At 37.7% G+C, this 12,934-nt stretch carries 13 protein-coding genes and 1 pseudogene; 1 reads left to right on the forward strand and 13 read right to left on the reverse strand.

What is annotated here, in order from left to right:
• Positions 1 to 21: 21 nt before the first annotated feature.
• The 12 genes and pseudogenes from ABXR35_RS09405 to ABXR35_RS09460 form a co-directional block, all read right to left on the reverse strand.
• Entirely contained in the window at positions 22 to 1,158 is a 1,137-nt protein-coding gene (locus tag ABXR35_RS09405) for a PP2C family protein-serine/threonine phosphatase (RefSeq protein WP_367058658.1), read from the reverse strand.
• A gap of 265 nt (positions 1,159 to 1,423) precedes the next feature.
• Positions 1,424 to 2,353 carry a hypothetical protein gene (locus ABXR35_RS09410; protein ID WP_367058660.1) on the reverse strand — a complete coding sequence of 310 codons (930 nt, stop codon included), beginning with the start codon at positions 2,351 to 2,353 and terminating at the stop codon, positions 1,424 to 1,426.
• A gap of 816 nt (positions 2,354 to 3,169) precedes the next feature.
• A pseudogene (locus ABXR35_RS09415) lies at positions 3,170 to 5,287 on the reverse strand (thioredoxin domain-containing protein).
• A 340-nt stretch (positions 5,288 to 5,627) separates the two neighbouring features.
• Positions 5,628 to 5,975 carry a hypothetical protein gene (locus ABXR35_RS09420; protein ID WP_367058663.1) on the reverse strand — a complete coding sequence of 116 codons (348 nt, stop codon included), beginning with the start codon at positions 5,973 to 5,975 and terminating at the stop codon, positions 5,628 to 5,630.
• 828 nt (positions 5,976 to 6,803) lie between these two features.
• On the reverse strand, positions 6,804 to 7,142 hold the full coding sequence (locus tag ABXR35_RS09425) for a hypothetical protein (protein WP_367058666.1): 339 nt from the start codon (positions 7,140 to 7,142) through the stop codon (positions 6,804 to 6,806).
• Between the two features lie 203 nt (positions 7,143 to 7,345).
• Positions 7,346 to 7,861 carry a hypothetical protein gene (locus ABXR35_RS09430; protein ID WP_367058669.1) on the reverse strand — a complete coding sequence of 172 codons (516 nt, stop codon included), beginning with the start codon at positions 7,859 to 7,861 and terminating at the stop codon, positions 7,346 to 7,348.
• Between the two features lie 202 nt (positions 7,862 to 8,063).
• Positions 8,064 to 8,330 (reverse strand): hypothetical protein, encoded by a 267-nt coding sequence (locus ABXR35_RS09435; RefSeq protein ID WP_367058671.1) that lies wholly within the window; start codon positions 8,328 to 8,330, stop codon positions 8,064 to 8,066.
• A gap of 106 nt (positions 8,331 to 8,436) precedes the next feature.
• Positions 8,437 to 8,760 (reverse strand): hypothetical protein, encoded by a 324-nt coding sequence (locus tag ABXR35_RS09440; RefSeq protein WP_367058673.1) that lies wholly within the window; start codon positions 8,758 to 8,760, stop codon positions 8,437 to 8,439.
• Between the two features lie 167 nt (positions 8,761 to 8,927).
• On the reverse strand, positions 8,928 to 9,281 hold the full coding sequence (locus ABXR35_RS09445) for a hypothetical protein (protein WP_367058676.1): 354 nt from the start codon (positions 9,279 to 9,281) through the stop codon (positions 8,928 to 8,930).
• A gap of 958 nt (positions 9,282 to 10,239) precedes the next feature.
• A complete protein-coding gene (locus ABXR35_RS09450) occupies positions 10,240 to 10,749 on the reverse strand; it encodes a hypothetical protein (RefSeq protein ID WP_367058678.1) in 510 nt (169 codons plus the stop codon).
• Between the two features lie 416 nt (positions 10,750 to 11,165).
• Positions 11,166 to 11,432 (reverse strand): CPCC family cysteine-rich protein, encoded by a 267-nt coding sequence (locus tag ABXR35_RS09455; protein WP_367058681.1) that lies wholly within the window; start codon positions 11,430 to 11,432, stop codon positions 11,166 to 11,168.
• Between the two features lie 363 nt (positions 11,433 to 11,795).
• Positions 11,796 to 12,101, reverse strand: a complete 306-nt coding sequence (locus ABXR35_RS09460) for a hypothetical protein (protein WP_367058683.1) — start codon at positions 12,099 to 12,101, stop codon at positions 11,796 to 11,798.
• 140 nt (positions 12,102 to 12,241) lie between these two features.
• Here ABXR35_RS09460 and ABXR35_RS09465 point away from each other — a divergent pair, with 140 nt between their 5' ends.
• Positions 12,242 to 12,508, forward strand: coding sequence for a hypothetical protein (locus tag ABXR35_RS09465; RefSeq protein WP_367058686.1), 267 nt, complete (start codon positions 12,242 to 12,244; stop codon positions 12,506 to 12,508).
• A 138-nt stretch (positions 12,509 to 12,646) separates the two neighbouring features.
• Here the strand turns inward: ABXR35_RS09465 and ABXR35_RS09470 are convergent, their stop codons facing one another.
• Positions 12,647 to 12,892, reverse strand: coding sequence for a DUF1871 family protein (locus ABXR35_RS09470; RefSeq protein WP_367058688.1), 246 nt, complete (start codon positions 12,890 to 12,892; stop codon positions 12,647 to 12,649).
• Positions 12,893 to 12,934 lie beyond the last annotated feature (42 nt).

The following is a 12,934-nucleotide window of genomic DNA, read 5'->3' on the forward strand; positions in this document are numbered from 1 at the left end:
CTCCTCCATTCCCCTGCTATCCTATCCATCCAATTCGATTGATACGATACAGATATCATCATCCCGCTGACGGTTGAGCCGTTCTAGCTTGCCGACAAAATGTTCATTATCCAAATAATCCAGACTTTGCGCATATTGTTCTAGCTTATCAATCCCAAAATGAATCGAGGTTCCCGGTTGCTCCACCAATCCATCCGTATATAGAATAATTCGGCATGGTCCGTCGTAGCTCATATGAGCGGTCTCTATCTTCATATCCTGCTTGATGCCGACCGGAACCGTCGTTCCAACCAATTTGATCGGCGATTGATCCTTTGTTAGCAGCAAGCCGGGGGGATGTCCCGCATTGACGTATTCTAGTTCATGCTTATCTAGATCAATTAGTAGATAGATCGCTGTAAAATAAGCGGACCGCCGATTTTTCCCAAACAACAAACGCATTTGCCGATTCAGCTCCATACACACATCACGTGGTTGGCGGTATATCCCGACAATGCCGTCTAGTAGCGAACGGATCGACATGCTGATCAGCGCTGCCGGAATCCCGTGACCGGATACATCGATCAGCAGCACTCCGCATTTGCGATTCGCAAACATTTTCCAATAAAACATATCGCCAGATACTTCGGCGGACTGGATATAGCGACTGTGGATAGAGATGCCCGGTTCCAACAGCGGCGCGCTGAGTACGCTGCGCTGTAGATGCTTGGCGAGCTGTAGATCCTTTTGCAGCTTTTCCTCCCAGTCCTTACGTTCATCTATTTCTTTTTTTAATCGTAACGCGGATTGTACACGTGCGAGCAGTTCATAGTCTGGACCGCCCTTTTCAATAAAATCCATGCCACCTGCGCTGAACGCTTCCTTAAAATGCGCCCGGTCGGCAGTCAGAAAAATAATCGGTATATCCTGATATAACTCCATGCTTTTGAGTACGGTACAGACTTCGATTCCATCAATCTCCGGCATGACAATATCCAGCAAAATCAAATCCATGGAAGCCCTTTTTCGTGACGGTTGTCCATCAACAATGCCCAGCTCCCGGTAAGCCTCCTGCGCTGAATATGCAGCGCGTACATCCTCATACCCTGCCTCATGCAAAGTATTTTGCAGGTACGCCACATTGAGCTTGGAGTCGTCTATAATCAGTATGCTGCTCATCTAGCTTCTCCTCCGCCAATGTCCCGTTTCGTCGTGGACAGCGTATAGTGATACCATATTTTTCGACATCTTATAGAGGTTATGTAATAGAAATTTAGGGATGTTTGGAAATAAAAGTGCTTTTATTGATAAAAGCAGAATGGAACGGCAAAAAACCGGAATTCTTATCAATGATGCAGCTCTGGATCAGAGCATACATAAACGATAAAACATCCGGTTTCGACCATAAACCATCATTGTATACATTACAAATCACATGCTACAACTACATTTCCAGCACTTGGCGGATTTCTAATCGACGGGCAGCCAGCTTGGGATCATTCGCAAAAAATTGCAGCTTTTTATCTACCGTGCTTTGCGCTTTGCCAGTCGGAAGTGGATTGATCACAAAGGTCATCCATGTCTCTGCCATATCCTCAGCTATATTCGTCGCTGCATAGGAGGTCACGAACGTGTTGGCACCACCTTTGTTACGGTAAAAATTGGCGACTTCCTGCTCATTGGCACCTTCATTTTCGGGAGCATCCTTGCCGTATTTTTGCCAGAATTGCTTATAGTATTTGTAATAATCTGAATTCGGGTTAGCACATGAATATGGGTCTAATTTTACCGTTTTGCAAGGAGAGGTAGAGCTGTTCAGCGGCTTATACGAGGATAGGGTGAGAATATGCCCATATTCATGTACCATCGTATCCGTCGTCCAATCGGCGTCAGTCAGCCCAATCAGATTGATGCCCAGAATCCATTGATTCGGATTATCTGTCGGCTGCACATAAGCAGAGAAGGACTCATTCAGATTGTTGTACACTCGCAATTGCACAATCTTATTCACATCCGAACCCGCGATCTCGGAAAACTGATCCCAGATATTCGTCATCTGCACACTTGGCGTCCCATAATAGCGGGACGGATACAGCTTACCCTGATGAACGGGGAACATGATATTTTTGCCAATATCCTTGTCGACCTTATCAACAGCCTCTGCATCCGATGTTGCCGATGCGGCAGACGCTGGGATTGCGGCTCCGAATAGAATGGATACCGTGATCAATGCCATTAGGCAATAACGCATCGGCAAACTGATGATCTGGTGAGACGAAGGGAATATACGGGATGTAGATTGGGATGTAGATTGGGATGTAGATCGGATTCTAGCTTGAACATTTGGCTGAAGCGGTTGATGACTTGTTTTCATAAATGGCTGCTCCTATACTGTGTAATCGTCAACTTTATTATAGGTGGTCTGTGTGCTGTTGATGTGTCCTTGTATGCTGCTTATGTTCATATTCCATTCTTACCTGCTCCAATCGAGATGCGGACGGAGCCGTAATATGTTCATGCTGTGGTGATGGATATCCCATGGGCTAGCTGAGCTATATGGGTTATCTGGATGGATTACATGGGTTACCTACGTTGCTTGGGCTACATGTGGACTCCATGGGTTAGCTGGACTACAAAGAGTAATGTTTCTTTCTATTAATATGAAGTTCTATTGCGTTACTGCTCTTTACTGTCATGTTTGCCCTATACTGCTTACAACCTTAAATATGTAAAATCTCTCAGTCCTCCCTCTTGTATTCTAGCACGGCGAAATACGTTTGTTAATTGCTTCATTGGGCGAATTCTATCTACGCCCTTCTTTCTTCTTTCTTCTTTCTTCTTTCTTCCACTTCTTTTTCCGATCATCAACTACTCTCAGCAATTTATGCAGTAGCAACGATCTATCGCCATCAAGAAAAAAGGACATCTTCCATTTAGAAGATGTCCTCGTAGGATCATATATTATATCTTACCTCATAAACTTCAAAAGAAGTCTGCATATTGTCCGCTATGCTCTGTATATCATCATTTGTTCTTGTGGGATGTAGCAGATAGCTTTTATAATCATACCTGCTTCCATATCATCATGGATCACCAATGTTTCCATATCTCTAGAATGATCCCGACAATGCTCATTTTCACCTTATCTACATGGCTTGTATATCCATCAATCGCTACCTATCTCAAGCCATTACGACGGTCGCCGTCCAGCAACCAGTTGTTCACGCAGTGCTTCCAGCGTAGTCAACGGCTCATGACAGACAAAGCCTTCGCAAATATACGCAGTCGCTCCATCCTTCATGCCCATGTCCTGTATATGGGGTAACAGCTTCCGTAGAGATTCGCCCGCTTCCCCATGACTGTTAAATAATAAGGAAGCAAATGGACGATACGTCTTCTGCGCTTCCGTAATCATATGCTGGTAATCGATATCTTCGATTTTACCAGCCAGCACAATCTCTTCAGTGCCATTCAGCAGCTGCATCCCTGCCAATAATAACATCGAATACCCTGCCGGATACTGCTCGACCGTGCCTGTAAACGCATCTAGAATCTGCTCTGCATACCCGCGCAGCTGCTCATCTCCCGTTACCGCAGATAGACGCGCAAGGGTCCAAGCTGCCACCGCATTACCAGATGGAATGGCGCCATCATAGATTTCTTTAGTGCGACTTAGCAATTGCTCGCCTTCGCTGCCGGAGAAATAGAAGCCATGCTGCTCTTCATCCCAGAACAGTTCCAGCAGCTGTTCCTTGAGCGTAATCGCACGCTCCAAATGGATGGCTTCCCCTGTCGCTTCATACAACTCCTGCAAGCCCCAGATTAGATACACATAATCATCCAAATACGCTTGGTATGCAACATGCCCATCGCGGTAGCGGGACATCAAACGTCCATCTTCACGGAACATATTTTGCCAGATAAAGTCCACAGCACGCCGAGCAGCATTCGCGTATTCTGGTTTTTGCAGTGTTTTGCTGGCACGAGATAACGCGGCGATCATCATGCCATTCCACGAAACAAGCACTTTGTCATCCTTGAATGGATGTACGCGCTGCTCGCGGTAATCAAATAACTTTTGCCGCGCTTCCTCTAAATCCGTACGCAGCGCCAGCTCATTCAGATCGCGCTGCTCCGCAATCTCCTCCGCAGAATAAGGAATCAGATTGGGGATGCTGGCACCTTCAAAATTGCCTTCTGGCGTAATATCATACACATTGCAATACATGTGCATAGCTTCCAAACCAAGCACTTCCTCGATTTCTTCCCGATCGAACACATAAAACTTGCCCTCTATGCCTTCCGAATCAGCATCCTCTGCCGAATAAAATGCGCCTTCTGGCGACGTCATATCGCGTAACACATACGTAAAGACCGATTCCGCGATACGTGCATACTCTGTTTCCCCCGTCAGCCGATACGCATCCAGATAAGCGATGGATAATAGCGCGTTGTCATACAGCATTTTCTCAAAATGCGGTACCAGCCACTTTTCATCCGTCGAATAGCGGGAAAATCCAAAACCGATATGGTCATATATACCGCCGCGATACATGCTATCCAGCGTCTTCCTAACCATCTCCAACGCCTGCGGCTGCTTGTACGTGTGTGCATAGGCACTAAGAAACATAAAATGATGCGGCGTCGGGAACTTCGGCGCTCCACCAAACCCGCCGTATACATCGTCAAACGAACTCACAAACGTCTGATACCCACGATGAATCAATTCTTCGCTAAACTCACCCGGCTGCGCTTCGCTCTTATGCTCTGCCATTCGCTCGACGATCGCATTGCCCGCTTCTAGAATGCGCTCGTTCTCATTCTCCCATTTATCATGAATCTGATTGAGCATGTCGATCATACCGATGCGACCGTATTTGGTCTGTTTGGGGAAATACGTGCCTGCATAAAATGGCTTTTGGTCCGGCGTCAGCAGCACTGTGAGCGGCCAACCGCCTTGTCCGGTCAGTGCTTGGCAGTAGGACATATATAGATTGTCGATATCCGGTCGTTCCTCACGGTCTACCTTGACCGAAATATAATGTTCGTTCAGCAGCGCAGCAACTTCCTCATCCTCAAAGCTCTCGCGCTCCATAACGTGACACCAATGGCAAGTGGATGTAATCCTCCGCTAGGAATAGCCGACAGACAGGAATACTGGCTTGCCCTCGCGTTTGGCTTTGGTGAATGCTTCGGTTCCCCATGCCATCCAGTTGACTGGGTTATGGGCGTGTTGCAGGAGATACGGGGATTTTTCATGGATCAGGTTGTTGGTATGTTTGTGGTTGCCTTCGATGAATTCGCGCATGTGTGATTCCTCCTTGGGGTTGTTGTTAATAATATAACCCAATGTGGGAGGAAAGAAAAAAGACCTTCATGGATGGGATATCTATCCTACCAGTTATATGTATTAGCTTTCGAACCTATCTCAGTTTTACCAACATATTTTAAATTATGCACCTGAATTTTATCTTCATAATATTAAATTTAAAAATACTATCAACTTAACTTTCAAATTCTTTAATTATACTAGTAGATTTATTCATACCACTATTTTAAAAAGGCTACCCAATCAAATTAGGTAGCTCTCTTTTATAATTTTGTTAATTAGATATGAGAATGAATTTTGCTAAACATATAAATTCAATTCAAAAAAAAGTATCAAATGGTAAATCAAACATTTCTAATTCATTCTCTACAACCTTCATTATACTCGCCACTATAATATAACGACAATTTTTAGAAATAATAATTCGAATACTTTCAGGTAATATATGATCTCCTAGTTTCTGTTGTATATAACTAATATCTTTTTCCTGAGCTTTTTCGAATTTTACATCTGAAAGATAACGAGGTAATTCTATATAATCTACATCTAAAAACATGATATCAATATTAGTTGTATTGTTGTCATCTTTGATACTTCTTAGTAGAAGTTGTCCATGACTAATAGTGTAATACCATAATTTGAATTTTCTATCGCCAAAAGATTTCACTATTGCTAATCCTCCTCTTTTTAATCAAATGGATTTGAAGTAACTCTCAATCGGTTGTGTCTCCACCGCCTCTAGCTGCTCGCGTAACAGCAGACCATAGATTATCTATACCAGTAAGATTGAATTTAATTTCTACATTTGTATCATTCAACTTATTTGTTACTGTAGATTTCCAATTCTCGTCGGGGAAATTTCTCCATGTTTTAGCTTGTTGATTTACTGCAAAACCGTCCAAATGTTCTGAGAGTCCTAAAGCAAATTTTTCAGAACTGTTTACACCTTTTGAACTACAGAAGCCACACCTTTAGTAACAGCTTTACTACCAATTCCTACTCTACCTGTTACTACAGAGCCAAACACAAATCCATTCCATGTATTGTCTACATGAGTTCAACCATCCCCAGTGCTATATGGAATCGACTTTCCTGAAGTATAGTTCATTTATTCACAACTTCATAATCGCCACTTAAAAAACGTATTTCTACAGCCTTATTGTGTGCTGCTTACATTCCAGCAACGTCGCCATGACTTCAAGTTTGACTTTGGTTATTACTTCGGTACCTCATGCTATACAAGTGATTTAGTTACGGGGTGTTGTAGAGATACGAGGACTTTTCGTAGAGCAGGTTGTTAATATGTTTGTGGTCGCCTTCGATGAATTCGCGCATGCATAATTTTTTTTGGATTTGTTATTGTTAATAATACAACCGAATGTAAGGGGAAAGAAAAAAGGACCTTCGCGAATGAATGTGAAAGGTCGATTGTTGAGTGGTTACATATCGATATAAGACCTTGATCATTTTCATTTTCAAAGTCTTATTCTAGTAATTATTCATGAGATGTAAATAGAATTTTACAGTAAAAAGCTAAATTATCATCCTGTTGTGATAACAATAAATATTCTGTATTATGCTCAGTATCCCGCCTTATATAAAAAGTGGAATTATATTGAATAAATTGTAATAAGGAAGAAAATACACTTTTAGCATTAGATAAAGTATATTCATGTAACTTAACATGCAAATGGTATACTTTATCTTTCGAAGTAGCAATTTGAAAGTCCAAAACCTTGTCTTCATAAGCTAGACAATCTCGCATTTCAGATGATAAACCTGGAATGAGATCATAATCTACCTTTTCAATTAATTCCGTAAAAAAATTCTGCATATATACACTCCTCTGTTGATACCTTTATTCAGCTTTATGTCCTGTGCTATTTTTTACTTTATTCTCTCTACTATTAAGCGATTCATCTCACAACCTACCTTCATTCTACTTTGCAGCTACATGCTTTTAGTTTAGATACCGATTATTTTTAGAATATTTAAAAGAAAACCTTGAGGATATATGATCCTCAAGGTTTTTATTCATCAATACTTTTCAACGAATAGACCTAATTGTTCGATGGACGTAATTAATGTATCTATTGATTTTGAAACATGAATTCCCATTAGATAGTCGTATCCAATAAAAACCTTCATTCTTCTAGGGTAAAAGACATCCGAACCAACATCTTCACATAATAATAATCTACAAAAAGAGTCTACTTGCGCTAAATCTAGTTTATAGCCGTCTTTAATACTATTGTACATTTCCATTATATATTGAGAATAAAGTTCACAATCTCTTCTCAAGTCCCTAAATTTTTCGTATGAGAAACTCCATACAACGTGATTGACTGACAAGAAAGGGATTTGTAAATACTCCATTACCATAATTATGGCTTTAATATAACAGTCTTCAATTTGCTTATAGCTGTCAATCGTTAGTAGTTTACCTTCAAATGACTTGCCGATATCACTGATTGCAGTCCAATCCTCTTTAAAACATCTTCTTTTTTCATCGCGTAAATTTGGATCATATTTTGTAATTTCGTACTTATGCAAATTAATCACCCATTGGTTTCAAGTTGATATCTGATTTCTCATTCTAGTATCGTTATTGTTATAATATTTTATACGCGTTATTCTGATTCAATAAATCACTATGTAACCATTCCAAGTCTATCAACGAGTCAATGTAATAAAGATTTTTAATAAACTGGGAATATATATTTCCGTATTTTTAAGTAGTATCACAGTACATAAATTATCTTTCTACTTCAAAATAGATCAATCTATTATTAATATCAAAATAAAAATCCCCAACATAATCAGATGATTTTATATATTCATTAAACTCTTTACTGAATACCCAAGTACGATTAGTCTCATTATTATCTAACTGTATAGAAGGACTGATATCCACTTTATTCCAATTGTATATTTCCACAAATCTTTTAGCTACATCTTTATCAAGATAGACATATCCTTTCAGGCTATACGAAGAGGGTCCAAAGTTTGTATTACCAATCATCTCTGATTTCCAGTACACCTTATTTACTTTTTTTAATTTTGGAAACCGATCTATGATTGGTTTAATTTCTGTTCTATTCTGAGTAGTAGAATCTTCTCTATTGGAACTATCCCATCCATAAAGTAGTGTGATCTGTTTTAAATGCTCCGGGTAACTTTCTCATAAGCAAATCGATTCTAGAAACCATATAATTTAGATCATTGTTCTGTAAATTAGATTCTGCCCAATGTCTCAATTTTTCTAATTCATTAAGAATAGGTTGCAGTTGCTCTTTTTTTAGCTCTGTTCCATTTTTTATGTGTATAATTCCCAATTCATTCATTGCAGGTTGCCAGAACTTTGTAAAAAACTCTTCTCGTGCGACTGGTATTCCAAAATCTAACTCAAACGAATCATCTTCTTTATTTATTCTAAATACACTGACTGACATCAAGAACCTCCAAACTGAGCAGAAAAATGATAGCTCGGATACTTAATTTTAAGTTAATTAATCTGGTTTTGTACTACTCTTAACGTCGAATTATTTGCGTTTATTCTAAATACATAGTTATTGATACTTTGAATATCACCAACACAATGTATATTAGTTATAACACATTAGCCTTCATTCATTTCTTTCCAATCAATATCGTTTGATACAATGCTTACCTTACCAATATCGTCGATACCCGTTAAAATAAATTCCAATTTTTTGTTCTCGTTATTAAGTTTTATCTCAAGAATCTCATTACTATTTATCTGAAAGGAAGAGGGTTCGATCTTGAATAACTCTACCTGTGTAAAAAGTAATGCTCCTTCTTTCATTTCAGGTTTAGATTCATCGTAATTGGTTTGCTTCCACTGACATAGCTCCATTCTAATCAAAACTTCGTTTCTGTCTGATACATACCTGATATCTTCTCTAACACTGTCATGCAAATTATAAGTTGTTAATAGCTCATTCGGTTTCATATCAATCTCCTCCTATAGTTTGATATGAGATGCTTTTGAACTTTTTGCAACAGGGTTACCATTAGCATCAAGATCATTTGCACCGGTTTCTCAAGATCAAACCTCATTCTCATTTTATTTTAGGATTGATATAATCTCCATAATTTTCATTCTATGTAGAGCAATATCTTTTCACCCTTTATCAATTAATTTTACGAAGCTTTTGGAAGATTACTTGTAGAGAATTTCTTCATATCCTTGGTTCTATTTGCCTTTCAGATCAGTATAGCTTAGGATGCTGCCTGCCAATCGTAAGTGTAAATTTCTTGAATCAGTTCATTGTGATGGGTAACTATTTTTGAAAGCGACCATACTTGTAAAAGATTTGCTTGATGTTGTTTAGACGGATAGTGCGATTGTCTGTATTGGTATTTTGGTAATGCAGTCTCCTGTTCTACGTATCATACGTTTCACCAGCATATTTAAACTTATTGGCTATCATTTTCTTCTGCCTCGTCAGATTTTTCCACTGATCGTATCGGTAATTATTAGCGATAGTACCATCTACACTGATGACCTGTATAACATCACCCTGACTTCACATTCGACTTTGGTTAATCCTTCGTTCGCTACCTCATGCCATACAGTTGACTGAGTTATGGGCGTATTATAGGGATACGAGGACTTTTGGTGAATCAGATTATTAGTGTATTTGTAATTACCTTGTATGAATTCGTACTTGTGTGATTTTTCTTGGTGTTGTTATTGGTAATATACCGAATATAGACAAAAAAAGAATCTTCGCAAATTAGAGTGAAAGTTAAATAAAAGAAATAGAACAAATTATCATATTAAAATTTCATTTTCTGAATGGATATGCTAGCAATTCAGCATTGATTATATTATAAAGGATCTTAGCATTATTGCTTGTACAAGGTTCTTTTTAATACAGTTCAGACTAATTTGAAGTTTATTGGCATCATTCAATTATAATTGATTTCCCATTATCAAACTTTATGCAAATACGATTATCTTTTTCTATAAAATTCAATTCTTTTAGTAATGATTGAAGTTTTCCCATTAAAATTTTTAATGAAGGCTGCTCAGAAACGAATAAAACTAGATTTTGAATATACTTTGTTTTTTTATCTAATATTAATTTTACTTTTCTCAACTTATGAATATTATCTTGGTCAATTTCTCCTTCAACTATGATATTTTTGTTATCCATTGTTGTATGATAATCCAATCTTAATATTTCCTTTAGTTCTAAATAATCTAACTCTATACTCCACATCATCTCCACAAATTCCACAATCAAATCTTCAATCGTTCCTTTGTTCATTTCATCACGAGCTTTTTTATAACGTTCGTCATCCATCCATTTCAAAACATCTTCAGTTTTGACATCATCAATAATCAATCCAGAAGTATACTCTAATGTTTTAGCAAAGTCCCATTTATACTCTAATTCTTTTTTGTTTTTCAATATGCTATTTCCCTCCTACTATTTTAATTAGACGTTCTATTCACATAACCATACTTTATCAACATTTCCTGCTTTTTATATTGTATAGCTTCCAAATCGACCTTCAATTCTGCTGTACTATTTTAATTACATTTTTTATTTGTCCTCCTGTAACTTTCTATATATCTCCTATATGTGTAACAATTAAATTATTACCTTCAGGCAAAACAGCTCTCATTTCAGCATATGAAACTTAACAGCAATGGCAATCTTCTTTTTAATATTCACTTGTACTTTAATCGAAGAAAAACATATAGAGAATACAATTAAACTTCCCTATATTAAACGGCAAACAATTTTGCTTTTTATACAACAGCATATCCTTATTCCAATCACTACCCTAGGGTAGCGCATTCAAATAGCAAGGTTATTTTTATTCAATCTGTACTAAAATTATTTTCAGGTAGTTCTTCTTTTAACGGAGCCCTAACTAAATGCTTACGTTGAGGCTTGCTAACACTAAATCTCTTGTAATTCTCAATAGCTTGATTTAATGATATTTTATTAGCACCACTTTCTTGGTCAGGTTTCAAATGAGCTGTAAAATCAAATTGCCAAAAACACACATCACAAATATCTACAATAACTTCATCATCACTTTCAATGGTGAAATATTTACAACAAGGGCATTGGATTCTTCTCATAGGTTAATTTCCTCCCTCATTTAGGCATATGTATTGATTTCGTTTTGCCAATAATTTAATACTTTTGGCTTAAAATAAGTTCCTTCATTTGACACAAATGATTGAGTAGTTGAAGTAGGAACCTTCTCAAAAAAATTTCTTGCACCATTTAAATATTCTGTTTTACTAGGGTAACCAAAATCACTCGCATGATCATCAAAATATTTTTTAAGGTGCTTTTACCATTTCCTCTAGTAAAGTCCGATTTCATATTTCGTATTCCGTTATAAGCTTTACCCTTATAAAATTTGGCTTCATTTTAATTTTCGATTTTTAACTTATCTTCTTTATTATTTTGCATTTCAATCAAGAAACATTTGATATTTATCTCTCAAAAGGAGTAAAGATTAATCTACTTAGTGGTATCTTCTTGCATTTTTTAGCCAATTGTATAATCTCGTCAATATGATCTATTTTCTCAAAATCAGTTAAGCGTTCTTTTAACATTTCAAGTTCAGATATGAGGTTATTCATATTTGAACTTCCAAATACATCGTAAGTACAAGTTGCTAAATCCCCTAGCATTTTAAATTCTTGCTGATCATCCTGTGGTAAATAGTTCTCATTCCCTTCTCTTTCTATACTATCTAATCGCTTAGAATCGACAGACTCCAAAATAATTGTGAACATACATTCATCCTCCACATGCTTTTTTATCAAACATCATATACCTTCTTATACATATTCATCAGCTGTAATTCGCTTCCAACTACGATATGAACTATAATAGACACCAACTCAAACCATACGTTGGAAAGGAGTTGTGCTAATTGATCATTTATATCGTCATGGCATTGATGATGATTTCCGTAGCATTTATTGCATATCGCGCTTCTTCTCAGGGTCCAGAACATCATTTGGTTCAACATGCAACCATCATTATTGTGATTATTGCTGCTGCTTGGTTTTTGGTAAACGGTAATGACTGGATTGAGTGGGTACGAATCCGTTATACCTATACAGCGTTAGGCATTGTTTTCATTCTGTATGGCGCTTATGCAAAATATAAAGGCAATACAGATGGATATGGGCAGTAAAATTATATTCTTTTTCTACTTCGACAAAATAGCTAGGGGGAATGCAATTTCCTTCTAGCTATTTTCATTTCACGCTAAATCTTTATGTATACTCACGCCTAGCTATCTTTTGTAGATGATTCTTTCGAATTTTCCTAATTATCTACAGCTGTTAAGGATTGTTCTGGCAATCTGTAAGCAAGTCATTTCACTAGCTGTAAATATGTTGCCGAATCTTGTGCGAAACACATGAACGATTTCACGAGCTATATGATCTTCATTAAGCTTGTCATGACTACAAAGATAATTCTCAATCAATTTTATTTCTACTTCATACTCATCATCTGGTGCATAGGGAAACAGTTCAATAGGGTCCCAATCATCAATGATTTGCTTTATATTCATGATTCTATCTCCTCTACAAGCTATCTATCGACCATTTCAAGG

The organism is Paenibacillus sp. JQZ6Y-1, assembly GCF_040719145.1.
GTDB classification, from domain to species: Bacteria; Bacillota; Bacilli; order Paenibacillales; family Paenibacillaceae; genus Saccharibacillus; species Saccharibacillus kandeliae.

Coding starts and splice junctions, on each gene's coding strand:
- ABXR35_RS09405 (WP_367058658.1), bottom strand. CDS start 1,158: ATGAGCAGCATACTGATTATAGACGACTCCAAGCTCAATGTGGCGTAC.
- ABXR35_RS09425 (WP_367058666.1), bottom strand. CDS start 7,142: ATGCAGAATTTTTTTACGGAATTAATTGAAAAGGTAGATTATGATCTC.
- ABXR35_RS09460 (WP_367058683.1), bottom strand. CDS start 12,101: ATGTTCACAATTATTTTGGAGTCTGTCGATTCTAAGCGATTAGATAGT.
- ABXR35_RS09410 (WP_367058660.1), bottom strand. CDS start 2,353: ATGAAAACAAGTCATCAACCGCTTCAGCCAAATGTTCAAGCTAGAATC.
- ABXR35_RS09440 (WP_367058673.1), bottom strand. CDS start 8,760: ATGTCAGTCAGTGTATTTAGAATAAATAAAGAAGATGATTCGTTTGAG.
- ABXR35_RS09470 (WP_367058688.1), bottom strand. CDS start 12,892: ATGAATATAAAGCAAATCATTGATGATTGGGACCCTATTGAACTGTTT.
- ABXR35_RS09445 (WP_367058676.1), bottom strand. CDS start 9,281: ATGAAACCGAATGAGCTATTAACAACTTATAATTTGCATGACAGTGTT.
- ABXR35_RS09455 (WP_367058681.1), bottom strand. CDS start 11,432: ATGAGAAGAATCCAATGCCCTTGTTGTAAATATTTCACCATTGAAAGT.
- ABXR35_RS09435 (WP_367058671.1), bottom strand. CDS start 8,330: ATGATTGGTAATACAAACTTTGGACCCTCTTCGTATAGCCTGAAAGGA.